At 69.2% G+C, this 23096-nt stretch carries 25 protein-coding genes; 20 read left to right on the top strand and 5 right to left on the bottom strand.

Going from position 1 to position 23096, the window contains the following annotated elements; genetic code table 11:
- Positions 1–251: 251 nt before the first annotated feature.
- Positions 252–2366 (bottom strand): HelD family protein, encoded by a 2115-nt coding sequence (locus tag ACZ5IK_RS10740; protein WP_101609800.1) that lies wholly within the window; start codon positions 2364–2366, stop codon positions 252–254.
- Positions 2367–2488: 122 nt separating this feature from the next.
- Here ACZ5IK_RS10740 and rsmD point away from each other — a divergent pair, with 122 nt between their 5' ends.
- The 13 genes from rsmD to ACZ5IK_RS10675 all read left to right on the top strand — a co-directional run bounded on the left by rsmD (position 2489) and on the right by ACZ5IK_RS10675 (position 11533).
- A complete protein-coding gene (gene rsmD / locus ACZ5IK_RS10735) occupies positions 2489–3043 on the top strand; it encodes a 16S rRNA (guanine(966)-N(2))-methyltransferase RsmD (protein WP_465487503.1) in 555 nt (184 codons plus the stop codon).
- A gap of 53 nt (positions 3044–3096) precedes the next feature.
- Positions 3097–3579, top strand: coding sequence for a pantetheine-phosphate adenylyltransferase (gene coaD / locus ACZ5IK_RS10730; RefSeq protein WP_101609798.1), 483 nt, complete (start codon positions 3097–3099; stop codon positions 3577–3579).
- A gap of 99 nt (positions 3580–3678) precedes the next feature.
- The gene (locus ACZ5IK_RS10725; protein WP_465487502.1) at positions 3679–4383 is read left to right on the top strand and encodes a ribonuclease domain-containing protein; all 705 of its coding nucleotides are present in this window, start codon (positions 3679–3681) and stop codon (positions 4381–4383) included.
- A 67-nt stretch (positions 4384–4450) separates the two neighbouring features.
- Positions 4451–4966 carry an RNA polymerase sigma factor gene (locus tag ACZ5IK_RS10720; protein WP_276363069.1) on the top strand — a complete coding sequence of 172 codons (516 nt, stop codon included), beginning with the start codon at positions 4451–4453 and terminating at the stop codon, positions 4964–4966.
- On the top strand, positions 4966–5766 hold the full coding sequence (locus tag ACZ5IK_RS10715; RefSeq protein WP_465487501.1) for a hypothetical protein: 801 nt from the start codon (positions 4966–4968) through the stop codon (positions 5764–5766). Before ACZ5IK_RS10720 ends, ACZ5IK_RS10715 begins: the two co-directional genes overlap by 1 nt.
- 129 nt (positions 5767–5895) lie before the next feature.
- Positions 5896–6621, top strand: coding sequence for a DivIVA domain-containing protein (locus tag ACZ5IK_RS10710; protein WP_101613428.1), 726 nt, complete (start codon positions 5896–5898; stop codon positions 6619–6621).
- 135 nt (positions 6622–6756) lie between these two features.
- On the top strand, positions 6757–7374 hold the full coding sequence (locus ACZ5IK_RS10705) for a YceD family protein (protein WP_465487500.1): 618 nt from the start codon (positions 6757–6759) through the stop codon (positions 7372–7374).
- Positions 7375–7446: 72 nt separating this feature from the next.
- Positions 7447–7629, top strand: coding sequence for a 50S ribosomal protein L32 (gene rpmF, locus ACZ5IK_RS10700; protein ID WP_005160412.1), 183 nt, complete (start codon positions 7447–7449; stop codon positions 7627–7629).
- Between the two features lie 15 nt (positions 7630–7644).
- Positions 7645–8391: a ribonuclease III gene (rnc, locus tag ACZ5IK_RS10695; protein WP_020630746.1), complete on the top strand. Its 747-nt coding sequence runs from the start codon at positions 7645–7647 to the stop codon at positions 8389–8391.
- A gap of 26 nt (positions 8392–8417) precedes the next feature.
- The gene (gene mutM, locus ACZ5IK_RS10690) at positions 8418–9278 is read left to right on the top strand and encodes a bifunctional DNA-formamidopyrimidine glycosylase/DNA-(apurinic or apyrimidinic site) lyase (protein ID WP_465487499.1); all 861 of its coding nucleotides are present in this window, start codon (positions 8418–8420) and stop codon (positions 9276–9278) included.
- Between the two features lie 68 nt (positions 9279–9346).
- Entirely contained in the window at positions 9347–9787 is a 441-nt protein-coding gene (locus ACZ5IK_RS10685; protein WP_037311474.1) for a helix-turn-helix domain-containing protein, read from the top strand.
- A gap of 1 nt (position 9788) precedes the next feature.
- Complete coding sequence (locus ACZ5IK_RS10680) at positions 9789–10352, top strand: hypothetical protein (RefSeq protein ID WP_465487498.1); 564 nt, start codon at positions 9789–9791, stop codon at positions 10350–10352.
- Entirely contained in the window at positions 10349–11533 is a 1185-nt protein-coding gene (locus ACZ5IK_RS10675) for an MAB_1171c family putative transporter (protein WP_465487497.1), read from the top strand. Before ACZ5IK_RS10680 ends, ACZ5IK_RS10675 begins: the two co-directional genes overlap by 4 nt.
- On the opposite strand, the gene ACZ5IK_RS10670 is transcribed toward ACZ5IK_RS10675, so the two are convergent.
- Genes ACZ5IK_RS10670 through ACZ5IK_RS10655 form a run of 4 tightly spaced genes read right to left on the bottom strand, consistent with a single transcriptional unit; the run spans position 11530 to position 13892 of the window.
- Entirely contained in the window at positions 11530–11883 is a 354-nt protein-coding gene (locus ACZ5IK_RS10670) for a DoxX family protein (RefSeq protein ID WP_465487496.1), read from the bottom strand. The two genes, ACZ5IK_RS10675 and ACZ5IK_RS10670, sit on opposite strands and share 4 nt — an antisense overlap.
- 34 nt (positions 11884–11917) lie before the next feature.
- Complete coding sequence (locus tag ACZ5IK_RS10665) at positions 11918–12607, bottom strand: ABC transporter permease (protein ID WP_465487495.1); 690 nt, start codon at positions 12605–12607, stop codon at positions 11918–11920.
- Positions 12604–13494 carry an ABC transporter ATP-binding protein gene (locus tag ACZ5IK_RS10660; RefSeq protein WP_465487494.1) on the bottom strand — a complete coding sequence of 297 codons (891 nt, stop codon included), beginning with the start codon at positions 13492–13494 and terminating at the stop codon, positions 12604–12606. The genes ACZ5IK_RS10665 and ACZ5IK_RS10660 overlap by 4 nt, the downstream gene beginning before the upstream one ends.
- Complete coding sequence (locus ACZ5IK_RS10655; protein WP_199192913.1) at positions 13491–13892, bottom strand: GntR family transcriptional regulator; 402 nt, start codon at positions 13890–13892, stop codon at positions 13491–13493. The genes ACZ5IK_RS10660 and ACZ5IK_RS10655 overlap by 4 nt, the downstream gene beginning before the upstream one ends.
- 139 nt (positions 13893–14031) lie before the next feature.
- Here ACZ5IK_RS10655 and ACZ5IK_RS10650 point away from each other — a divergent pair, with 139 nt between their 5' ends.
- From ACZ5IK_RS10650 to aspS, 7 genes are all read left to right on the top strand, one after another.
- Positions 14032–14355: a PadR family transcriptional regulator gene (locus tag ACZ5IK_RS10650; RefSeq protein ID WP_101609787.1), complete on the top strand. Its 324-nt coding sequence runs from the start codon at positions 14032–14034 to the stop codon at positions 14353–14355.
- On the top strand, positions 14352–15596 hold the full coding sequence (locus ACZ5IK_RS10645; RefSeq protein ID WP_465487493.1) for a DUF1700 domain-containing protein: 1245 nt from the start codon (positions 14352–14354) through the stop codon (positions 15594–15596). The genes ACZ5IK_RS10650 and ACZ5IK_RS10645 overlap by 4 nt, the downstream gene beginning before the upstream one ends.
- 517 nt (positions 15597–16113) lie before the next feature.
- Positions 16114–17010, top strand: coding sequence for an alpha/beta fold hydrolase (locus tag ACZ5IK_RS10640; RefSeq protein ID WP_465487651.1), 897 nt, complete (start codon positions 16114–16116; stop codon positions 17008–17010).
- A 47-nt stretch (positions 17011–17057) separates the two neighbouring features.
- A complete protein-coding gene (locus ACZ5IK_RS10635) occupies positions 17058–17687 on the top strand; it encodes an MBL fold metallo-hydrolase (protein ID WP_465487492.1) in 630 nt (209 codons plus the stop codon).
- Positions 17684–20491 (top strand): helix-turn-helix transcriptional regulator, encoded by a 2808-nt coding sequence (locus ACZ5IK_RS10630; RefSeq protein ID WP_465487491.1) that lies wholly within the window; start codon positions 17684–17686, stop codon positions 20489–20491. Before ACZ5IK_RS10635 ends, ACZ5IK_RS10630 begins: the two co-directional genes overlap by 4 nt.
- 112 nt (positions 20492–20603) lie before the next feature.
- A complete protein-coding gene (locus ACZ5IK_RS10625) occupies positions 20604–21524 on the top strand; it encodes a hypothetical protein (RefSeq protein WP_465487490.1) in 921 nt (306 codons plus the stop codon).
- Positions 21525–21840: 316 nt separating this feature from the next.
- Entirely contained in the window at positions 21841–23094 is a 1254-nt protein-coding gene (gene aspS / locus ACZ5IK_RS10620) for an aspartate--tRNA(Asn) ligase (RefSeq protein WP_465487489.1), read from the top strand.
- The last annotated feature ends 2 nt before the right edge of the window (positions 23095–23096 follow it).

Here is a 23096-nt window from a genome sequence, read left to right as displayed (position 1 = left end):
CACCGCCGATTCGTTGTTCGGCGTTGTTGTTCGGTGACGGCGGCGTGACACCGAACAACGAATAGGCGCTAGAAATACCCCTGGACGTGCGATACGTCCCCACGACGTTTCACTCACCGGGGGTCTGAAGGGCTCCTTCAGGACATTCACCAGTGCCCTGAAGGAGCCCTTCAGCTTATCTACCGCAAGTCGTCCTCTGGTTGCGGTAGTACGCGATCCCAACTACCGCAACCAGAGGACGAAACGCGGGATCAGGCGGCCGGGATCCAGTCCGGGTTCGAGGCCAGGACGGTCAGCTGCTGGGTCGCTCGTGTGAGGGCGACGTACAGCACCCGGCGTCCGGTGGTCGACTCCGTGATGAGGTCGTTCGGCTCCACCAGGACGACGGCGTCGTACTCGAGGCCCTTGGAGTCGAGACTGCCGACGACCTTGAGCCGCTCGTCCGAAAGCCCGTCGAGCCAGCCCTCGACCTCCGGCACCCGATCCATGGCGGTGATCACGCCGACGGTGCCTTCGACAGCCCCCATCAGTTCCTTCACCGCGGCCTGCGTCGCGGCCTCCAGTCCGGCGGCCTCGACCGGTCGGACCTCCGGCGTGATGCCGGTCTGCCGCACCGCGCGCGGGAGTTCGTCGGCCTCGGCGTGCCCGGCGACGACCTTCGCGGCCAGATCGAAGATCTCCGCCGAGTTCCGGTAGTTGGTGCGCAGGGTGAACCGGCGCCGCGTCGTCTTGATCCCGAAGGCCTGGTCCCGCGCCATCGCGGCTTCGGCCGGATCCGGCCACGAGCTCTGCACCGGGTCGCCGACCACGGTCCAGCTCGCGTACTTGCCGCGCCGCCCGACCATCCGCCACTGCATCGGCGAAAGGTCCTGCGATTCGTCGATGACCACGTGCGAGTACTCGTCGTAGTGCTCGGGCCGGGTCGGGGCACCGCCGCGCTCCGGGTTGACCTCGATGCTCTGGCGGCCGCGGCGGCTCTTCGGCGGCTGGCCGATCAGGACGCGCAGTTCGTCGAGGAGCGCGATGTCCGCGATGGTCCAGCCGCGCGAGCGATCGGCGAAGTCGGCGGCGAGCATGCTGATCTCGGTGCGGTTGAGCAGGCCCTTCGCCGCGCCGGCCAGCCGCTTCTCGACGCCGAGCCAGCGCAGGATCTGCGCCGGGTACAGGATCGGCCACCAGACCACCAGGAACCGGTGGAACTCGATGCGCTCGCCGAGTTCGCTGACCAGTTCGGCCTTGTCGATCTGACGGCCGTCGTCCTTCGCGTGCTGCTCGGCCTTCGAGGCGAGCGCGTCGAGCAGCAGTTCGGCGGCGCGGATCCGCGACCGGTTCGGCGGCCCGCCCGCGGTGTGCACCTTGCGGCGCACCTTGTCGAGTTCCCGCGCGTCCAGCCGCAGCACCTCGCCGCGGTAGACGATCTTCATGTCCTCGGGCGCCTCTTCCGGCGTGTCCCGCAGCGCGCGCAGCAGGATCTTGCGCATCCGCAGCGAACCCTTGATCGCAGCCAGCGGTGCCGGGTCCTGACGGGTCGCTTCGAGGCCGTCGAGGACTTCGCCGAGCGCGCGCAGTTCGACGTTCGTCTCACCCATCGACGGCAGCACCCGCGAGATGTAGCTGGTGAACACCCCGGACGGGCCGATCACCAGTACGCCCGCGCCGCCGAGCTGACGGCGGTGGCGGTAGAGCAGGTACGCCGCGCGGTGCAGCGCGACCGCGGTCTTGCCGGTGCCGGGGCCGCCGGTGATCTCCGTGACCCCGCGCCACGGCGCCCGGATGACCTCGTCCTGTTCCTTCTGGATGGTGGCGACGATGTCCCGCATCTTCTCGCCACGCGAACGCCCGAGCGCGGCCATCAGCGCGCCTTCGCCGACGATCTGCATGGTCTCGGGGACCGCGTCGGCGATCAGGACGTCGTCGTCGACGTCGAGCACGTTCTGGCCGGAACACCGGATCACCCGGCGCCGGACGACGTCCATCGGCTCCTCGGCGGTCGCCTGGTAGAACGCCGCCGCCGCGGGCGCGCGCCAGTCGGTGACGAGGTTGTCGAACTCGGCGTCGCGGATGCCGAGACGGCCGACGTAGATGTGGTCGTTGTCGAGATGGTCGAGCCTGCCGAAGACCAGCCCCTCGTACTCCGCGTCGAGGGTCTGGAGGGTCTGATTGGCGTGATAGACCATCATGTCTCGCTCGAACAGCATCGACGCCTGTTCGAAGATCGCTTCACGCCCGGCGCCATGGCCGATCTCATAGCCCTTGGTACGCATGGCCTCAGCCTGGGCTCGCAGTTCGGCGAGCCTGGTGTAGACCATGTCCACATGGGCTTGCTCGATGGCGATCTCGGCCCGTCTGACCCGAGGTTCGGACACGCAACGCTCCTAAACGCTTCTATCGCCTCCGAGGGCGAAGGACGACTCTACGCGAGCTGGGCGGCGGCTTCACCAAGTCCTGCCGAACGTCACGGCGGATGCCGTTGAGGCACGATGCTCCAATGACCAGGATCGTGGCGGGGACCGCGGGCGGCAGGCGGTTGAAGGTCCCTCCGAAGGGCACGAGGCCCACGTCGGAACGCGTGCGCGAAGCGCTGTTCAACGCGCTGGAGGTCGCCGGCGAGTTGCAGGGGACCCAGGTCCTCGACCTTTACGCCGGTTCGGGCGCCCTCGGGCTGGAGGCGCTGTCCCGGGGCGCGGCGGGCGCGCTGTTCGTCGAACACGACCGGCGCGCGGTCGAAATCCTCAAGGGGAACGTCGCCGCGCTCGGGCTCGGCGGCACGGTCCGGGCGGGGACCGTCGAGTCCGTCGTCGCCGTTCCGGCGCCGGAAACCTTCGACATCGTCCTCGCCGATCCGCCGTACGCGGTGGATTCCACCCGCCTGGGGGAGGTCATGGCCGCGCTCGCCGCGGGCCGGTGGATCGCGGACGGGGCCCTGCTGGTGATCGAACGGGCAGCCCGGGACGGCGATCCCGACTGGCCGCCGGGCTTCGAGCCGATGCGCACGAAGCGCTACGGCGACACGGCGCTGTACTGGGCCGAATACCAGGTGTGAGACGGCGCACGGATGAACGCGCAGGGGCCCCCGCTCCTTGGTAGCGTCCGCGCATGCGGCGTGCGGTCTGTCCCGGGTCCTACGACCCGGCCACCAATGGACATCTCGACATCATCGAGCGGGCGGCGAGGCTGTTCGACGAGGTCGTCGTCGCGGTGGGGGTGAACAAGAGCAAGAAGGGCCTGTTCACCACCGAGGAACGGCTGGACATGCTCCGCGAGATCACCGCGAAACTGCCGAACGTGCGCGTCGACTCCTGGCAGGGCCTCCTGGTCGACTACTGCCGTGAGAACGACATCATCGCGGTCGCGAAGGGGCTGCGTTCGGTCAGCGACTTCGACTACGAGCTCCAGATGGCGCAGATGAACCGCGAGCTGACCGGGCTCGAAACGCTGCTGATGGCGAACAACCCGGAGTACGGGTTCGTGTCCAGCTCGCTGGTCAAGGAGATCACCGCGCTCGGTGGCGACATCGAGCACCTGGTGCCGCCGATAGTGTTCAAACGCCTCGGGGAGAAGTACGCCGAACGAGGTTGACCCGAACGGCCGAAGCCGTTGGTCGGGCAGTGGTGACCGGCGATGAAGAGTTCATCTCGGCGCCTTCTGGTGAATACACGATCGGGTTACGGTCCGAAAATGACCAACAAACGATCGCGGATAGCCGCCGCGCTGCTCGTTCTGGTAGTCACTCTTTTCGGCGGACTCAGTGGTGGGATCAGTGCTTCCCAGGCCACGGCCGCCCCCGTCTCGATCCAGCAGAACCCCTGCGGGGATCTCACCGGGTTCAAGCTCTCGTCGCTCTCGTCGCTGCCCGCCGAGGCGACGACGACGTACAACCTCATCCAGAAGGGTGGGCCGTACCCGTACCCGGACAACGACGGGACGGTCTTCTCGAACCGGGAGAACATCCTCCCGAAGTGTGCTTCGGGCTACTACCACGAGTACACCGTCCCGACCCCTGGCTCGTCGAACCGCGGCACGCGCCGCATCGTCACCGGGACCGGCGGGGAGTACTTCTACACCGGCGACCACTACAAGACCTTCTCCGTGATCGACGTCAACGGCGCGCCCGCTCCGAAGTGCGGTGACACCTCGAAGCTGACGAAGGTCGGCTACTCGACGCTGTCCTCGGCGGCGAAGTCCGTGGTCGACAAGGCCCGCGGCGGTGCGACCGGCACGGTCTACGAGAACCGCGAAGGCGTGCTGCCCTCGTGCGCCGCCGGTTACTACCAGCTGTTCCCGGTGGGCACGAGCGACCGCGTGATCTCCGGCAAGGGCGGCGAGATCGTCTACACGCCGGACCGCTACGCGACGTTCAAGCTGGTGAATCTCGGCGCTTGATCCCGCCATGCAACGCCACGTGCCTCCTCGTCCGTGAGATACACCGGAACACGGAAGAGGAGGCACGATGCGGTCTGGGGACGATGCGAGCTTCAGGGAGTTCGCCAGAGGCAAGGCGCTGCCGCTCAGGCGGACGGCGTACCTGCTCTGCGGCGACTGGCATCTCGCGGAGGATCTGGTCCAAACCGCGCTCATCCGCCTGTACCGGGTCTGGCCGAAGGTCAGCCGGAAAGGGCCCGTAGACAACTACACGAGGCAGATCCTGTTGCGCTGCTGGCTCGATGAGCGGCGACGACCTTGGCGGAGCAGAGAGAACCGCGACGGCGTCGTCCCCGAAGAGCCTTCAGTCCCGGCTGACGCCGGCATCTCGGATTCGTTGCTTCGCGCCCTCTCCGAGGTTCCACCGAAACAGCGCGCCGCCGTCGTGCTGCGCTACTGCGCCGATCTCCCGGTCGCGGAGGTCGCCGTCGCGCTGCGCTGTTCGGAAGGGACGGTCAGGAGCCAGGCCGCGCGGGGACTCGACGTCCTCCGTGCGGCCCTGCAGAGACAGCACGACGAGGCTGTCTCCGGGAGGAGCGCGTGATGGACGAACTCGAAGACAGGTTGCGCGGGATCAAACTGGCCGAGCCCCCGCTCGGCTTCGATCCGGACGAGGTCGCCGGGACGGCGGCGAAGCGGACGCGGAACCGGCGGGCGATCGCTCTCACCGGCGCCGCCACGCTGGCGCTGATCGTCGCGGCCGTGGTGGTCGTGGCACCAAGGGACGGCACGGCGGTCGCGCCCGCCGTGCCGACGCCCCCGCCTGCCGTCCCGGTCGGACCGTCGCCGGACGCCGGGAAGCCGCCGGTCAAGCCGAAGGTGAGCCTGTCGGCGCAGAAGGCGCGGATCGCCGGCCATCTGGCGACCGTGCTGCCGAACGTGCTCACCGGGGCGAAGGACATCCAGGTCCGCTCCGTCGATCAGCTGAGCACCTGGGACATCCTCGTCGCCACGGTCGGCTATCGGGATGTCTCCGGCGTTGAACGCCCCCTGGTCGTCACGATCAGCGGAACCGAGGCCGCCAAGCTGGGCTTCTCCCTCGAAGAGAGCTGTGAACCGGGCCGCGAGACCCGCGACGGGCTCGAGGCGGACATCCCCGGGGTCACGAGTGGGCAACCGGTGGACTGCGTGAAGCTGCCGCAAGCGGACGGGAGCACCGTCGTCGTGACCGGCACCGTCCCGTCGCTGCCCCCCGGCGACGTCGAACCGGGGCGCGCCGCGACCGTGTACCGGGCCGACGGCACAGCGGTCACCGTGGCCTCCGGCGCGGGCTACGGGGGCTCGCGTCCGGCCGACGATCAGCTGATCAGGCTGGTCACGGATCCGGAGCTCAACCTCCGTTGACGGGCGGGCGGTGCCGGGCGGGTCCGTCGGGGGACACGCCCGGTACCGCGTGCTTTCACCTCTTAAGGCCGTGATGCGGGCAAACTGAGCACAGGGAATAGTGGGGATCGCTGTAGGTAGGGAGTGGCCGTGTACCGGGTTTTCGAGGCTCTCGACGAGCTCGTCACCATCGTGGAGGAAGCCCGCGGCGTGCCGATGACCTCCAGTTGCGTCGTACCGCGCGGGGAGGCCCTCGAGCTGCTCGACGACATCCGCGACGCCCTGCCGGGCGAAGTGGACGACGCGCAGGACGTCCTCGACAAGCGTGATCAACTGATCCAGACCGCCCGCACCGAGGCGGCGGAGACCGTCACGACGGCCAACACCGAAGCGGACCGCACGGTCGCCGACGCGCAGGCCGAGGCCGAGCGCATCCTCGCCGACGCCCGTGCCCGCGCCGAGCAGATGATGAGCGACGCGCACGGCGAGGCCGAACGCATGGTCGCCGCCGGGCAGGCCGAGTTCCAGAACCTCACCGACCGTTCGCGGGCCGAGTCGGAGCGGATGATCCAGGCGGGCCGCGACGCCTACGAGCGCGCCATCGAGGACGGCCGCGCCGAACAGGCCCGGCTCGTCGCACAGACCGAGGTCGTCCAGGCCGCGCACGGCGAGGCGGCGCGCATCGTCGACGAGGCGCACGCCGATGCCGACAAGCAGCGTGGCGACTGCGACGCGTACGTCGACGGCAAGCTGGCCGAGTTCTCCGAACTGCTGGCGACCACGCTGCGGACGGTCGACTCCGGGCGCAACCACCTGCGGTCCCCGGTCAACCTGCCGGGCAACAGCCGTACCTCGCTGTACGACTACCAGTCCTGATCGAGGGCCCCAAGCGCGCTAGGAAAGGCCCGTTACTTGCAAAATTTGCAAGTAACGGGCCTTTCCTAGCGTTCGTGAAGGCTTCGCAGGGCGTGCCGGTAAACCGGTGGCGGCACGTGCGTACCCTGGTCACCGATGTCTGAGAACAAGTCGCCGCAGGCCAGGCCTGCGCAACTGGACGACCGGAACCCGTGGGTGCTCGACACCCGCGAGCTCGGCCGTCACGCCGGCCTGAGCAAGGCCGTCCAACGCGCCATTCCCGTCGAGACCGCGCTCGGTGTGCCCGACGTCATCACCATCGACGCCGGCTCCAGCCTCGATCTCGACCTGATCCTCGAGTCCGTCGTCGAGGGTGTGCTCGTCAGCGGTACGGCGTCCGCCGTCGCGACGGGGCACTGCTCGCGGTGTCTCGACCCGATCACCGAGGACGTCGAGGTCGACCTGACCGAGCTCTTCGCGTACCCCGGCTCCGCGACCGAGGAGACCACCGACGAGGACGAGATCCCTCGCCTGGTGGACGACCGGATCGATCTCGAGCCGACGGTCCGCGACGCGGTGGTGCTCGCGCTCCCGCTGGCCCCGTTGTGCACCGAGGACTGCCAGGGCCTGTGCATCGAATGCGGTGTCAAGTGGGCCGATCTCGAGCCCGGGCACGGGCATGAGAAGATAGACCCTCGGTGGGCCTCGCTGGTCGATCGTTTCGGTGACGAAACGGGCGATGACCAGGCTGATGGCCCCGGAAAGCAAGCCTGACGAGCACCAGCTCGTTCCGGAGAAGCAAGTTCGCTCGCGACCGCGGGCAGACCGTCTGAAGGAGATCTACTCGTGGCCGTCCCGAAGCGGAAGATGTCGCGATCCAACACCCGCGCGCGCCGCAGCCAGTGGAAGGCGGCTCCGGTGCAGCTGGTGCCCTGCTCCAACCGCGCCTGCAAGCAGCCGAAGCTCCAGCACATCGCGTGCCCGGCCTGCGGCCAGCACAACGGTCGCCAGGTCGTCGAGCCCGCCTGATCGGCAGCCGACGACATGGGGGGCAAATCGGCCGGTGGACCACCCGCTGACCCCGCACCACTGCTCGAAGCACTCGGGATCACCATCGAGCCCGAGCTGCTGACGCTGTCGCTGACCCACCGTTCTTATGCTTATGAGAACGGTGGGTTGCCGCCGAACGAGCGTCTGGAGTTCCTCGGGGACGCGGTGCTGGGTCTGGTCGTCACCGATCACCTCTACAACACGCATCCCGACCTGGCCGAAGGTCAGCTCGCGAAACTCCGTGCCAGCGTGGTCAACATGCACGCACTGGCCCGGGTCGCGCGCGGCCTCGGCGAAGGCGGGCTGGGTACGCATCTGTTGCTGGGCAAGGGCGAAGAGCTCACCGGCGGCCGGGACAAGGCGAGCATCCTCGCCGACGGTCTCGAGGCCGTCATCGGCGCCGCGTACCAGCAGCACGGCATCGAGATCGCGCGCCAGCTCGTGCACCACCTGTTCGACGGCCTGCTCGCCGAGGCGCCGCTGCGCGGTGCCGGCCTGGACTGGAAGACCAGTCTCCAGGAGCTGACGGCGTCGGCAGGCCTCGGCGTACCCGAGTACAAGGTCGAGGACACCGGTCCCGACCACCGCAAGGAGTTCAGCGCCACCGTGCTCGTCGGCGGGCGTGAACTCGGCTACGGCTCGGGGACGACCAAGAAGGAAGCCGAGCAGAAGGCCGCCGAGACGGCCTGGCGCCAGCTTTCGGCCGAACTCGACATCGAACAGCCGCCGAAAACGACCTGACCGACGACAGTGGGAGAATCGGCCTCATGCCCGAACTCCCCGAGGTCGAGGTGGTCCGTGCCGGGCTGGAGGCGCATGCCTCCGGCCGGACGATCACCGAGGTCGAAGTCCTCCACGCCCGCGCGATCCGTCGCCACGAACTCGGCGCGGAGGACTTCAGCGGACGGCTCTCCGGTATCAAGATCACCGCTGCGCGCCGTCGCGGCAAATATCTGTGGCTGGATCTGTCCGACGGGCAGGCCATGCTCGCCCACCTCGGCATGAGCGGCCAGATGCTCGTCCAGCCTGAAGAGGCGCCCGACGAGAAGCACCTTCGCGTGCGATTCCGCTTCGCAGACAACGGGCCGGAGTTGCGCTTCGTCGACCAGCGGACCTTCGGCGGTCTCGCGCTCGCGGAACTCACCGAGGTCGACGGGACGGCGTTGCCGAGCACCATCGCGCATATCGCCCGCGACCCGATGGACCCGCGTTTCGACCTCGACCAGGCCGTCCGCGCGCTGCGGTCGAGGCGGACCGAGATCAAACGCGCCCTGCTCGACCAGACCCTCGTCTCCGGCATCGGCAACATCTACGCCGACGAGGCCCTCTGGCGGTCCAAGCTCCACTGGGCCCGCCCGACCGACAAACTCACCGCGGCCCACGGCCGCGCCGTGCTCACCGCCGCCACCGAGGTGATGGCCGCCGCGCTCGTCGCGGGCGGGACGTCGTTCGACGCGCTCTACGTCAACATCAACGGCGAATCCGGGTATTTCGACCGTTCTCTCGACGCCTACGGTCAGGAGGGTCTGCCGTGCGGTCGGTGCGGGACGCCGATCCGGCGGGACCCCTTCATGAACCGTTCGTCCTTCTCGTGCCCGCGATGTCAGCCACGCCCTCGCGTGAGGTGAAAACTGTCGTGTATGAATGCGGGCACCGCGTCAACTAGCATGAACGGGCATGACATGTAGGGAGTGGGATGGTGGCCGCGACCGAGCCCGGCAAGACGACGCTCGCCGAAAAGATCGACAAGCTGTTCCAGATCGTGCTGAGACCCGATCGTGAGCCGTACAGCCATGAGGAGGTCGCCAAGGCCTGCCGAGAGGCCACCGGCGAGAGTTTCTCGACGACGTACCTGTGGCAGTTGCGCACCGGTCGTCGCGACAACCCCACGAAACGCCACCTCGAGGCGCTGGCCCAGTTCTTCGGTGTCTCACCGGCGTACTTCTTCGACGACGAGCAGAGCGCCAAGATCGCCGAGGAACTCGCCCTTCTGGGAGCCCTCCGCGATGCCGGTGTCCGGGACGTCGCGTTGCGGGCCGTAACGCTTTCACCCGATGGACTCGACACCATCAGCGACATGATCGACGCGATCGCCCGCAGGGAATCCGGACGGGGCGGCACGAAGAGGGAGGCGTGAAGTGGACCGCCGCCGTAAGGAGTTGTGGCGCCGCTGCCGGAGTCTCGCCGACGGCGTGAGCCTTCCCGAACCCTTCGACGCCGAGGCCTTCATCGCGGAACTGGCGGGCGAACGCGGCCGTCCGATCGAATTGATGCAGGTCAACGTCCCCTCCAGCGGTCCGTGCGGACTTCTGATGAGCACCGAGCGCGCGGACTACATCCTTTACCCGACCAACACCACCGCCCTGCACCGGCGGCACATCCTCCTGCACGAGGTCGGGCATCTGCTGTGCGGCCATGTCGGTTCGGACGCGGGTGCCGACGGCATCGCCCTCGACGCCGCCGCCAGCAAGGCCCTGATGCCGAACCTGTCGCCCGAACTCGTCCGCCGCGTCCTCGGCCGCACGAGCTACAGCGCCGTCGAGGAGCAGGAGGCCGAACTGCTCGCCAGCATCCTCGCGCAACGCGTCGCGAGGACGTCGGTGCGCGGCGCGGCGCACACCGACGAGAGCGGGAGCGACCTCGCCGGCGGGATGGCCAGGGTCGACAACCTCTTCGGCAACCGGAAGCGGCGCCTGCCATGACCGAGACCATCGCGTACTTCTGCTGCGTGGTGGCCTTCGCGGGCTTCGGTTACAAGCTGATCCAAGCCCGCCACACCCAGCCTTTGCGGCGGATGTGGCTCCTCAGTGCCTTCGGGATGTGCATCGCGGGCGGCATCATGCTGCTCACCCCGGCGATGGAGAACGCCGTCGGTGTCGAAGAGCCCATCGGCAGCCTCCTGAACCTCGCGGCCGACCTGCTCAAGATCGGCGCGATGGCCTTCGCGGTCGCGTTCTCCCATTCGCTGAAACTGGGGGAGGGCAAGCGGATCGGCTGGCACGTGGTGCTTTCCTGGACCGTGGTGGCCGCCGAGATCGCGCTCTTCGTGCTCTCCGACAGCTATCGCGTCGGCGAACACACCGCCGCCGGTCCCGGCAGGCTCGGCTGGTTCGTCGCGTACAACGTCGTCTTCCTCGCGTACGGGCTGATCAGCCTGCTGACCTTCTCGATCGTCTTCGCCCGCTTCGCGCGGCATGCCGATCCCGGCCCGCTTCGCACCGGGCTCTGGTTGCTCGTCGGAGGCGGGGTCGCCGCGCTGGGCTGGACCTTCTGGGACGTCGACGACATCTACATCCTCGCCACCACCGGCGAGGTCGACGCGGGTGAGGACACGCTCTCGTCGATCCTGGCGGCGCTGAGCGTCGGCCTCGCCGGGGCGGGCGCGACGCTCAGCGTGTGGGGCCCGGCGCTGGCCACCCCGTTCCGCCTGATCGGCACGTACCGGACCTACCGCCGGATCGAACCGTTGTGGACCGCGATGCGCGAAGCCGTCCCGGGAATCGCGCTGGACCCGGGCCCCGGTATGCCGGGAGGTGTGGAATTCGCCTTGTACCGCAGGGTCATCGAGATCCGGGACGGCCATCTCGCGCTGCGCCCGTACTTCGACCCGGACGTTCCCCCGGTCGCGGAAGCCGAGGCACGCAAGGCGAAGATCCCCGAAGCCCGTGTCCCCGCGACGATCGAGGCCGCGGCACTGGCCGCCGCGCTCGTCGCCTCCGAGGCAGGCCGCCGGTACGCCCCCGACGACGTTCCGGCGACCTATCTCGATGAGCCCGACATCGCCACCGAAGCGGCATGGCTGGTCGAGGTCACGCACGCTTGGCGAAGGTCCACTGTGGTCGGACGCATCCGCGACCGGGCGCGCGAAACCCTGGTGGCCTAAGCCGAAACGATCGCGGTGACGGCGGCCGCCGCCGAGATCAGCGCGAGCCAGACCGGCGGGGCGATGTCCTTGACCCCGTCGCCCGCCCGCGCGTGGGAGACCGCCGCCCCGATCAGCAGCGCCGCCAGGCCGATCGCCGCGGCGATCCCGAGGGGCGGCCAGAAGAACCCGCCCACCAGTCCGGCCGCGCCGGCGACCTCGAGCGCGCCGATCCCCTGGATCTCCCGGACCGAGAAACCGAGCCTCTCGGTCCGGGAAATCAACGACGGCTGACGCAGGAGCTTCGCCACCCCCAGTACGGCGAAGATCGCGGCCAGCATCACGGACAGCACTACTGAGGTCACAGCCATGACAGAACTCCTTGGTGTGGAAGTGTTCCCGCGGTCAGACCGTGACCCGGCGCATCGTGGCGAACCCGCCTGCGGCGGCGACGCCGACCAGTACCGCGAGCACACCGGTCAGTCCGCCGACGGTCAGCGTGCCGAAGAACTCGCCGAGCTTCGACCAGCTGTCGGTCCAGCTGAGCAGCAGAACCCCACCGAGCAGCACCAGGACCTGAGCCGCGGCGAACAGGACGACACCCACCACCGAAGCGCGCCGGTAGATCAGGCCGTACCACATGCCGTAGACGAACATCAGCGTCAGCAACACGAACGCCGTGAGCAGGGTCAGGTACCAGGGGCCGTCGAGCACCCAGGGCACCCGGAAGTAGTGGAGGCCGAGCCCCCAGCCGCGGGTCGCGTCCTCGATCACCTGCAACACGGCGATGCCCACCGCGTACAGCGCGGACAATCCGGCGACCAGCAGGACCGTGCCCAGGTAGTACGACCGCCTCGACACGCCGAGCGCGAGCCCGAACGGCAGTGACTTCGTCATGCTCAAGGCACCGCAGACGAGCATGAACACGAACAGCGTGAACAGGCCGCCGGAGAAGTTGTCCTCGGGTGTTTCGGGGATCAGCGCGAAGATCGCGAGGTTCACCCCGAAGGCGAAGAGCGTGACGCCGACCGGGAGCACCAGGAACTGGAGCCGGTCCACCAGGTGATAACGCGCGACTTTGACCAGGATGTTCATGCGGACGCCTCCTCTGCGGTCGTCTGTCCGTTGGAGGTGTGCACCATCAACTGCTGCAAGGAAAGCGGTTCGAGTTTCAGGTGCAGGGCTTGTGCCCGTGCCTTCGCGGCCGCGTCGAGCGCGTCGGCGACGGTGACCGAAGCCCGCGAACCGATCTTGCGGCGGTGCAGCACCCGGCGGCCGGCGACGAAGGACTCCACCGCCGTGGCCGGGCCGCTGACGGTGGCGGCCGAGCCGCGCAGTTCGTCGGCGGGCGCGTCGAGGACGACGCGGCCCTTGTCGATCATCACGACGTGCTCCAGCAGATCGGCGACCTCGTCGATCAGGTGCGTGGAAAGCAGGACCGTGCGGGGGTGAGCCGAATAGTCGTCGAGCAACCGGTCGTAGAACAGGTGCCTGGCGACGGCGTCGAGACCCGCGTACGGCTCGTCGAGCAGCGTGAGTTCCGCGCGTGCCGCCAGCCCGATCGTGATCGACAGCGCCGAGCGCATCCCTCGCGAGAGCTTCTTGATCGGGCGCTTCAGCGGCAGGTCGAAGTCGCGGAGCAGCGTGTCGGCCAGTTCCGCGTCCCAGTTCGGGTAGAACCACGACGCCGCCGAAAGGGCGTGCCGCACCTTGAAGTCCGGGAACTGCTGGTCCTCGCGGACGAGCACCAGGCGCCGGAGCACCCGCTCGTTCTCCACCGGGTTCTCCCCGAACACGCGGACCGTGCCCGCGCTGGCGAACTCCTGTGCGGTGATGATGCGCAGGAAGGTGCTCTTGCCCGCGCCGTTGCGGCCCAGCAGGCCGGTGATCTTTCCTTCTTCGATGCCGACCGAGACGTCGCTGAGTGCGAGGTGGTCGCCGTAGCGCCGGGTCAGGCCGGTGGTCGAAATGGTCGGCGTCATGCGGCCGGTCCTCCGTTCTGGTGTCCGTTCCCGCGGATGAGCGAGATCAGGCTTTCGTCGTCGATGCCGAGGCGCCTTGCTTCGATCAGCATGGGGTCGAGGTACTGCTCGGCGAAGCGCCGCCGCCGGTCGGTGAGCAGCTTCTGCCGCGCTCCGCCGGCGACGAACATGCCGATCCCGCGTCGCTTCTCGAGCAGGCCGTCGTCGGCCAGCACGTTGATCCCCTTGGCCGCCGTCGCCGGATTGATCCGGTAGAAGGCGGCGAGTTCGTTGGTTGACGGCACGCGTTCCCCCTCGGCCAGGCTTCCCTCGGCGATGTCGTCGGCGATCTGTTCGGCGATCTGCGCGAACAGTGGTGTTCCGTCGTCGAGCACGACACCTCCGTTCCCAGTCGTCATGCACCCTCCCCGGGTGCGGTGGTTCATTACTGGACTAAGTAACCCATGAACCTAGTCCGGACGCAAGTCGCCTCCGCCTTGCGCACTACTGTGCAATGCGTGGTACCTTCTGTTGCGTAAGACTGGGAGGGACGCGACTGTGGAGATCAGTCAGCTACTCAAGGGCGTGCTGGACCTCGCCGTTCTCGCGGTGCTTCGCGGGGAGGACGGCTACGGCTACGACGTACTCCGAAGACTCCGGGTCGCGGGGTTGCAGGAAGTGGGCGACGCCTCGGTGTACGGGACGCTCCGGCGGCTGTACAAGGCAGGCCTGCTGACGTCGTACGTGGTGCCGAGCGAAGAAGGCCCGCACCGGAAGTACTACAGCCTCAACGAGCCGGGTCGTCAGCGCCTGGACGAATCGGCGCAGACCTGGCGGAGTTTCGCCACGACGATGAACAGCCTGTTGGGAGAGGCAGCATGAGCACGCAGAATCCGACCGCCGTGCGGGTGTACTTGGCGAGGGTCAGGAGCGCGCTCGCCGACCTGCCCGAGAGCGAAGTCGAGGAAATCCTCGAAGACGTCCGGCCCCATCTCGCCGAAATGGAGGCGGAACTGGGGGACAACCCCAAGGTCGACGCCTTGATCGAGCGCCTGGGAAGCCCAGAGAGTTACGCCGCCGAACTGCGGGCGTCCGGCGGCTATCCGCCGCGTCCGGCCGACGCGGGCGGACAGACCGCCTTGCTGAAGGCGAAAACCGGGATCGGCGGAGCGCGGTTCGCGTTCTGGGGCCTGGTGTTCTCGGTCGGCGGGTTCGCGTTGTTCGGCTTCGCGGCCGCGGTGTGGGTCCGGGTGGAACCGATGGCGGGCCTGCTTTTCATCGCGCCCGTCTTCGCGATCAGCGTGGTTTACGTGGTCCGGCGGGGCGTCGCGCCGATCGCGGAACTGCCGGAGGTGCTCAAGCTCCGCGAGATCGTGACTTCGTTCCAGGCCAACCGGAACGGCAAGGGACTGAACTACTTCCGCTCGCTCAAACCGGCGTGGTGGATCCTGTGCGCGGCGGTGCTGGTCGTGTTCGGCCTGCTGCTCGTGCTTCGGAACGCCGAGGCCGTGTTGATGCTGCCACTGTTGTTGCTGGCGGCCGTCGCGGTGGTCTGGGCGGGGCCGAAGCTGAAGGCCGACCGGCGGCTGCTGTGGCTGGCCGTGCCGATCTCGGCGTTCGTCATCGGCAGCATGCTCGGCGGGGCGGGCGCGGCGGTCGATCTGATCGCGAAACGGTCCTACGGCAACGATTCCTACAACGGATACACGCCGAGCTACAACGACACGTACGGCAATCCGCAGTTGATGTACGGCAACCAGAGCGTGGACAACATCTACGCGTTCGACGCCGAGGGCAAGCCGCTGACCGAGATCTACCTCTACGACGAGGAAGGTCGTCCGCTCAGCACGACCCGGTACGCCTGCGAGCGGAGCTCGGGCGAGAAGCGGAAGGTCGGCGACGACAACCGCTACCCGCGGCCGCGGCTCGAGCGAGGCGTCCAGGACAACGACGGGAACCTCAACGGCTACAACGGAAACCGCTCCTATTGCCAGGAGCGGACCGACGTCCCGTTCAGCGCGGCGATCCCGAAGGGCGCGCCGGCGCCGCCCTCTTCGTCCGCCCCGCCGGCGCCGTCGTCCTCCGCGGCTCCGCCGTCGAACTCCACCCAGCCGACGCGCTAGGTGGCCCGGGTGGAGGCGGACGTCGGGGGCCGCCTCCACCCGTTTCCCGCGCGGGGGCCGAAGGGGACTTTCCCCGCGTGGGATGAGGTGAAGGGAGCTTTCGTCGCGTGGGATGCGGGGAAAGCTCCCTTCAGCCCCGTTCAGGCGACCAACTGGACCGACGCATCACCGGTCACGCAGCCCGGAAGGTAGCGGGGGGGGGGGAACCCCCCCCCCCCCCCCCCCCAAAAAAAAAAAACCACAACACCCCACACAAACAAACCCCCCCCTTCCCAGCCCCCCAAAAACCCCCCCCCCCCCCCCCCCCCCCCCCCCCCCACCCCCCTCCCCCCCCCCCCCCCCCCGCTACAGGCGACCACCTTCCGGTACCACTCACGACCCCCCGTACGTAACGAGAAGCGAACCGGCCCGAAACGTGCCCAGAATATCCCGCTGCTGCACTGATCGGGTGCTGACCGGTGTGGAAGATCTCGCCCCGCGCAAAAAGGTCGTCCACGGCTACGAACGCGCATACCGGATGGCCGGGCGCGGTCCGGCCGTGCTGTTCGTCCACGGGATCGGCGACGATTCCTCGACCTGGCTCGACGTCCTCGCCGCGTTGTCCGGGCAATTCACCGTCATCGCCCCGGATCTCTTGGGACACGGGGAATCCGCGAAACCCCGCGCCGACTATTCGGTCGCCGCGTACGCGTGCGGAATGCGCGACCTGCTTTCCGTGCTCGGCGTCGACAAGGTCAGCGTCGTCGGGCATTCGCTCGGCGGCGGGGTCGCGATGCAATTCGCCTACCAATTCCCGGACCGGTGCGAACGGCTGGTGCTGGTCGGTTCCGGCGGAATCGGGCCCGGTGTGCATCCCTTGCTGCGGCTGGCCGCCGCGCCGGGCGCGGGTTTCCTGCTCCCGGTCGTCGGTTCGGCGCCGGTCCGGCTCGGCCTCCGCGCCTTTCGCGGGCTGCTGCGCCAGGCGGGCGGGTTCGGGCTCGGCGAGGATCTGGACTACGTGCTCGGCAAGTACGTCCGGCTGGTGGAAGCGCCCACGCGGCAGGCGTTCCTGCGCACCCTCCGCTCGGTCGTCGACTGGCGCGGCCAGGTGGTCAACCTGCTCGACCGGTGCTACCTCACCGCGGGCATCCCGACGATGCTCGTCTGGGGCACCGAAGACCACGTCGTGCCCAGCGCGCACGCCGGCGTCGCGCACGCGGCCATGCCGGGCAGCAGGCTGGTCGTTTTCGAAGGCGCGGGACATTTCCCGTATTTGAGTGATCCCGCACGCTTTCTCGCCGTATTGCGTGAATTCCTCACCGGAACCGACGTCGCGAGCCATGACACGGACCAATGGCGAACGCTCTTGCGCGCCGGAAGCGTACGCCCGGACGACCCGGAACCGCGCCAAGCCGCGATTCCGAGCGGAACGTGACCCATTGGAGCCCTTTCGCCCCGCCCCGTGACCGCTACCATTCTCGGATGCGTCAACTGGCCCCTGGAGTACGGCAACTCCTCGGCCGTCCGCCGCACCTGATGAACGTTTATCTGGTGGAGGACGTCCTGGTGGACTCCGGCACGCCCGGGGCACGGCGGCGGGTCTCCCGACAGCTCGCCGGGGAAGCACTGAGCGCGCACGTCGTCACCCACGCCCATCCGGATCATTTCGGGTCGAGCCACGCCCTGTGCGAGGAGTTCGGAATCCCCTTGTGGGCCGGGGAAAAGGACGTCCAGGCGATCGAGACGGCGACACCGGCGACAGCGCCGGGCCGGATCCCGAAACTGCTTTCCCGGATGAAGATGCCCGACCCCCACCCCGTCGGCCGCGCCCTGAAAGAGGGGGACGACGTCGCCGGGTTCACGGTGCTCGACGTCCCCGGGCATTCGCCGGGGCATATCGCGCTCTGGCGGGAGAGCGACGGCGTCCTCCTGTGCGGCGACGTCTTCTTCCACATCGGGCGGCTGACCGCCCCGCCGGACTTCCTCACCTGGGACGCGGACCTGAACCGCGAGTCGATGCGGCGCCTCGCCGGGCTCCGGCCGCGGCTGGTCCTGTTCGGGCACGGGAAGCCGCTGCGCGATCCTGACCGGCTCAAGCGCCTGACCGGATGAACCACGACGAACCGACCCTCGAACGCGGGCGCGAACTCGGGAGGATCGAAGCGGCACTCGATTCCGCCCTGGCGGGCGAGGGCCGGGTGGTGGTCATCGAAGGCCGGGCGGGGATCGGCAAGACCCGGCTGGTCCAGGAGACCCGCGCGCTGGCGAAAGGCCGTGGCTTCGGACGGCTGCAAGCGGTCGGCGACGCGCTCGAAGGGGCGATGGCCTGGGGCGTCGTCCGTCAGATGGTCGAGCGTTCGGTGTCGCGCTACAGCGGGGAGGTCCGCGAAAAGATCCTCGCCGGTCCCTCCGGCGACGCGCTCCGGGCGCTCGACGCCGCGGCCGCAGACCCGAGCGAGGCCGAACTGGGCAGGACACTGCACGCGCTGTGGTGGGTCGCGGTCGATCTCTCGTCGACCCGGCCGCTGCTGATCACGGTCGACGACGCGCAGTGGGCGGACCATTCGTCGCTGCAGTTCCTCGTCTACCTCTCCCGCCGGATCGTCGACCTGCCGATCGTGCTCGTGGTGGCGACCCGCCCGCCCGCGGAGAACGCCGGACCGCTGGCGCATCTGAGCGTCTCGCGGCAGGCGGAACGAGTCCTGCCGAAGCCGCTTTCGCTCGAAGCGCTCGCCGAACTGATGGCCGTCCGAGGGGTGGTCCCGGCTTGGGCCGTGGTCACCTCGTTGCACGCGGCCAGCGGCGGAAATCCTTTCCTGGCCAGGGTTCTCGTCGACGAACTCGACGCGCTCGGGCTGCCCCTCGACACCGACACGACCGCGGGCCAGGTCGGGAAACTGGGCCCCAGCACCGTTTTCCGCGCGGCGCTGGGCAGGATGCCCGCCGAGGCGGTCGGGCTGGCCGGAGCCGTCGCGATCCTGGGCACCGGCGGCGATCCGTGGCAGGCCGGAGCGCTGGCGAAGCTCGACGCCGCCGGGCTCTCGGTCGCCGTCGAGGCGCTGACCTCGGCCAACGTGCTCACCGGCGACGGTGACCATCTCGTCTTCGTCCATCCCGTCGTCCGTGAGGCGGTCCTCGCCGATCTGGGCCCGATCGCCCGTGCGGCACTGCACGGCGCCGCCGCGAAGGCGTTGCGCGCGGCGAAAGCCCCGGCGGACCGCGTCGCCGCTCATCTCGCGCAGGCGCCGAGAGGCACCCTGCCGGACGCGGCCGAAATCCTGCGCAAGGCCGCGGCCGCGCTGCTCGCGGCGGGTGACCCGAGGACGGCCGCCGCCCATCTGCGCCGGGCCGTCGACGAGACCCCGGACGACGCGGCGTTGCGGGCCGAACTCGGCCGCGCGCTGCTCCGCACGGGCGAGGCGGCCGAAGCGCGGCAACAACTCCTCGTAGCGGCGGATGGCGTTCCCGACGCCGAACTCGTCGCGGCCGCCGCGTCGGCCACGGCGGTCGTCGACGGACCCGAAGCCGCCGTCGCCGAGCTTCTCGGGGCGATCGCCGCCCGCCCCGGCGGTCCGCGTGACCCCGGCCGGATGCATCTCGAAGCGCGGCTCGCGGTGATCCGCTCGTTCCTGCCGCACCACCGCGGCGTGGCGTCGGATCATCTGCGCGCGTACGCGAGTTTGAGCGGCGGCACCCCCGACGAGCGCACCCTGCTCGGCCTGCTCGCGCAGATGGGCCGGTACGAGGTCCGGCCCGCCGACGAGGTCGCGGCGACCGCGTGTCGCGCGCTGTCTCACGGCGCGTACTTCGAAGACGCCACCGGGAGCATCGACGTGATGGTCGGCTGGGTGGTCGCGATGCTCGCGCTGATCTCGGCCGACGGCATCGACGAGGCCCGCCGGGAGATCGAGAGCGCGCGCCGCCGGGTGCGGGCGCACGGTTCGCCCGTCGAGTTCGCGATGGTCGCCAACGCGGCGCTGTTCCTCAACTGGCGGCTGGGCAACGTGAGTGTCATGGAGGCCGAAGCCGAGGGCGCGCTCGCCGCCATCGGTGCCGAGGAGCCCCTGCCCCAGGTGGTCGCGCTCCGGGCGACGTCGACCCATTTCCTGGCCTACGCCGCGATGGAACGCGGTGACCTCGAAGCCGCGGCCGAGGTGCTGGCGCGGTTCGACAGTGACCACGGCGACGGTCCGAGCATGATGCCGACGATGTGGCTGCACGAGCCCCGCGCGCTCATCGCGCTCGCCATCGGCAATCCCGTCCTCGCCAGGACGCAGGCGTTCCTGCAGCGCGACGAGATGCTCGCGGCGGGGGTCGACCCGCCGACCATCCCGTGGCGGGTCCCCGCGGTACGCGCCGCGATGCTGCTCGGCGAATCGGACCACGCCCTCGAACTGGCCGAGGAACAGGTGATCATCGCGCGCAAGTGGGGGACCACGACGGAGATCGGCGCCGCGTTGCGGTTGCTCGCGCACGCCGACGGCGACCGGCGGCTGGACCTGCTGGCCGAATCGGTCGGGGTGCTGGAGCGCTCCCCGGCCCGGTTGCATCTCGCCCGTTCGCTGATCGACCTCGGCGAGGCGATGCGGGTCGCCCGGCGCCGCACGGACGCGCGGACCCCGCTCAACCGCGGGATCGAACTGGCCACCGAATGCGGGTCGGTCGTGCTGCGCACCCGCGCCGTCGAAGCGCTGGAGGCCCTGGGGGACCGGCCGCGGCGGATGGTCTTCGCGGGCCCGTCCTCGCTGACCGCCAGCGAACGCCGGGTCGCGGATCTGGCGGCGTCCGGACGCGCGAACCGTGAGATCGCGCAGGAACTCTTCGTCACCCCGAAGACGGTCGAGAACCACCTCGGACGGATCTACACGAAGCTCGGCATCGCCGGACGGCGAGAGCTGGCGCGAGTCCTTTCGTGAGGGACCCCCAGACCGGAGCCCGAAAGAGTTGAGGGATCTCCCCTCATGCGTTCGGGGGGTCGCGAAGATCAGTCTTTACCTACCGAGCCGGACGAACCCGAAGGTAGGAGCCATGATCCGCAGCCTGATCCTCACCGCCGCAGCGACCCTCACCGCCGTCGCCACCCTCCCCGGTACCGCCGCGGCGGACAAGATCGGCACCCCCGCCCCCTGCGTCAAGGCCACCGACGTCACCGGCGCCGACTTCGACGTCAAACAGTGCGGGGTCAGCGACGTCGACCAGTTCCGCGCCGGACTGGAGAACGACGGCAACGCGTACTGCGGACCGGCTTCGCTGTATAACGTCCTGCACTACTGGGGCCATGTGAAGAACGCGCCCGTCGGCTGGGTGACGACCAGAGTCGGCCAGCTCGACCCGAAGGATCCGGCCGACTACAACGTCATCACCAACTCGATCGGGCGGATCGGCGTCGACGCGAAGTACGACGGGAAGACGACGCTCGGCAACCTTCAGAAGGCCTGGACCATCGCCACGAAACCGGCGCGGGACGCGGGCTGGACGTCCTCGACCGGGAACGTGAGCACCGCGGGCACGGCCGACTTCTCCGGCGAACTGGCGAAGAAGCTCAACGAAGGCCCGCTCCAGATCGCTTACGGCCGCTACAAGGCCGGACCATGGGGGAGCCTGCAGCGCTCCGGCGGGCACATCGTCACCGTGGTCGCGGCGAAGGGTTCGTTCAACGGCGACACCGTTCAGCTGAAGCTGTCCGACCCTGGCCGCGCCGGTGACCACAAGGCGCCGGGCTACCTGGGCACGCAGTCGGAGTACCAGCTGCTGGACGTCACGCTGGAGAAGAAGACGATCTGGGAGTACCGGCCGGTCACCGACGACCCCGACACCGGCGTCGACGAAAGCCTGGAGCCGGGCACCTTCCGGTTCGTCGAGCGGTGGGAGCTCACCGGACCGCAGTACATCGGCACCACGCGGCAGATGATCGAGAACTTCAACTGGTTCGACCTGGTCGCCCCCTGACCGAAACACGGATGCGAGCAGTGCCCCGGAGGTCGTAACCTCCGGGGCAACACGCTGACGGAGACGAGTAGCCAGGGGAGCACGCGAGACCCAGAGAGCCGCCGGTAGCTGGGAAGGCGGCCTCGCGCCCTTCGGTGAAGACCCTCCCGAGTGCGGGGAGGAACGGCGTTCGCGCCCCATGCCCCGCCGTCCGGCCCCCGTCATCGGGCCTTCGAGGCCGCCGCTCGTCCAGGGCGGCGGCGAAAGTGCGGTGGTACCGCGAGTTCCCTTCTCGCCCGCACTCCCAAGGGGTCGCGCAATCCGTACAGGAGTTGTGATGATCTCGCGTGTCCTCGTCGCCGACCTGCCCCGGCACGTCGGCGGCCGTGTCCGCATCGCCGGCTGGGTGCACCGCCGGCGCCGCCTGAAATCCGTCACCTTCCTGGTGATCCGGGACCGCTCCGGACTCGCCCAGGTGGTCCTCGCCGAACCCGGCGGCCCGCCGGAGGAGACCGTGGTCGAGGTCGAAGGCCTCGTCACCGCCAATCCCCAGGCACCCGGCGGCCTGGAACTCACCGAGCCGGCGGTCGGGCTGCTGTCCGAACCGGCCGAGCCGCCCCCGTTCGACCTCTACCGGCCGTCACCGCGGGCCACGTTGCCCACGGTGCTGGACAACGCCGCCGTCGCGTTGCGGCATCCGCGGCTGAAGGAGGCGTTCACGATCGCGGCGGCGAGCGTCGCCGGATTCCGGTCCGCGCTCGACGGTCTCGGGTTCACCGAAACCCAGACGCCCAAGATCGTCTCGTCGGCGACCGAATCCGGTGCGAACGTCTTCGGCATCGACTACTTCGGCGAGCGGGCGTTCCTCGCGCAATCGCCGCAGTTCTACAAACAAGCGCTGGTCGGGGTGTTCGAGCGGGTCTACGAGGTCGGGCCGGTCTTCCGCGCCGAACCGCACGACACCGCGCGGCATCTCGCGCAGTACACGAGCCTGGACGCCGAACTCGGTTTCATCGACGGCCACCACGACGTGATGGCCGTGCTGCGGGAGGTGGTCGCGGGGATGGCCGCCGCCGTCCCGGAGACCGGCGTCGTGGTGCCCGGGGAGATCCCGGAGATCCACTTCGCGGACGCTCAAGGGCTGATCGCGCGGCTGTCCGGCGAAGACCCGCGCGGCGAGCCCGACCTCGCGCCCGCGCACGAACGGCTGCTTTCGGACTGGGCGCTGCGCGAACACGGGTCGGAATTCCTGTTCGTCACGGGATATCCGATGGCGAAGCGGCCGTTCTACACCCATCCGGACCCGGAACGGCCGGAGTACTCGAACAGTTTCGACCTGCTCTTCCGCGGGCTGGAACTGGTGACCGGTGGCCAGCGGCTGCACCGGCACGCCGACTATCTCGCCGCGCTGGCGGCGCGGGGTGAGTCCGCCGAGCCGTATCGCGACTATCTGGCCGTCTTCGCGCACGGGATGCCGCCGCACGGCGGGTTCGCGCTCGGGCTCGAACGCTGGACCGCCCGGGTGCTCGGGCTGCCCAACGTCCGGCAGGCGACGCTCTTCCCGCGGGACTTGCACCGCCTGACCCCGTAACG

It is taken from the genome of Amycolatopsis sp. NPDC031561, assembly GCF_055580625.1.
The sequence above is the reverse complement of the archived record's forward strand: the minus strand, read 5'-3'. Positions and strand labels throughout refer to the sequence as shown.

What these genes read in the sequence shown, in the direction of transcription:
- rsmD (WP_465487503.1), top strand. Translation starts at nt 2,489, where the DNA reads ATGACCAGGATCGTGGCGGGGACCGCGGGCGGCAGGCGGTTGAAGGTC.
- coaD (WP_101609798.1), top strand. Translation starts at nt 3,097, where the DNA reads ATGCGGCGTGCGGTCTGTCCCGGGTCCTACGACCCGGCCACCAATGGA.
- ACZ5IK_RS10725 (WP_465487502.1), top strand. Translation starts at nt 3,679, where the DNA reads ATGACCAACAAACGATCGCGGATAGCCGCCGCGCTGCTCGTTCTGGTA.
- ACZ5IK_RS10720 (WP_276363069.1), top strand. Translation starts at nt 4,451, where the DNA reads ATGCGGTCTGGGGACGATGCGAGCTTCAGGGAGTTCGCCAGAGGCAAG.
- ACZ5IK_RS10715 (WP_465487501.1), top strand. Translation starts at nt 4,966, where the DNA reads ATGGACGAACTCGAAGACAGGTTGCGCGGGATCAAACTGGCCGAGCCC.
- ACZ5IK_RS10705 (WP_465487500.1), top strand. Translation starts at nt 6,757, where the DNA reads ATGTCTGAGAACAAGTCGCCGCAGGCCAGGCCTGCGCAACTGGACGAC.
- rnc (WP_020630746.1), top strand. Translation starts at nt 7,645, where the DNA reads ATGGGGGGCAAATCGGCCGGTGGACCACCCGCTGACCCCGCACCACTG.
- mutM (WP_465487499.1), top strand. Translation starts at nt 8,418, where the DNA reads ATGCCCGAACTCCCCGAGGTCGAGGTGGTCCGTGCCGGGCTGGAGGCG.
- ACZ5IK_RS10685 (WP_037311474.1), top strand. Translation starts at nt 9,347, where the DNA reads ATGGTGGCCGCGACCGAGCCCGGCAAGACGACGCTCGCCGAAAAGATC.
- ACZ5IK_RS10675 (WP_465487497.1), top strand. Translation starts at nt 10,349, where the DNA reads ATGACCGAGACCATCGCGTACTTCTGCTGCGTGGTGGCCTTCGCGGGC.
- ACZ5IK_RS10670 (WP_465487496.1), bottom strand. Translation starts at nt 11,883, where the DNA reads ATGGCTGTGACCTCAGTAGTGCTGTCCGTGATGCTGGCCGCGATCTTC.
- ACZ5IK_RS10665 (WP_465487495.1), bottom strand. Translation starts at nt 12,607, where the DNA reads ATGAACATCCTGGTCAAAGTCGCGCGTTATCACCTGGTGGACCGGCTC.
- ACZ5IK_RS10660 (WP_465487494.1), bottom strand. Translation starts at nt 13,494, where the DNA reads ATGACGCCGACCATTTCGACCACCGGCCTGACCCGGCGCTACGGCGAC.
- ACZ5IK_RS10655 (WP_199192913.1), bottom strand. Translation starts at nt 13,892, where the DNA reads ATGACGACTGGGAACGGAGGTGTCGTGCTCGACGACGGAACACCACTG.
- ACZ5IK_RS10645 (WP_465487493.1), top strand. Translation starts at nt 14,352, where the DNA reads ATGAGCACGCAGAATCCGACCGCCGTGCGGGTGTACTTGGCGAGGGTC.
- ACZ5IK_RS10640 (WP_465487651.1), top strand. Translation starts at nt 16,114, where the DNA reads ATGGCCGGGCGCGGTCCGGCCGTGCTGTTCGTCCACGGGATCGGCGAC.
- ACZ5IK_RS10635 (WP_465487492.1), top strand. Translation starts at nt 17,058, where the DNA reads ATGCGTCAACTGGCCCCTGGAGTACGGCAACTCCTCGGCCGTCCGCCG.
- ACZ5IK_RS10630 (WP_465487491.1), top strand. Translation starts at nt 17,684, where the DNA reads ATGAACCACGACGAACCGACCCTCGAACGCGGGCGCGAACTCGGGAGG.
- ACZ5IK_RS10625 (WP_465487490.1), top strand. Translation starts at nt 20,604, where the DNA reads ATGATCCGCAGCCTGATCCTCACCGCCGCAGCGACCCTCACCGCCGTC.
- aspS (WP_465487489.1), top strand. Translation starts at nt 21,841, where the DNA reads ATGATCTCGCGTGTCCTCGTCGCCGACCTGCCCCGGCACGTCGGCGGC.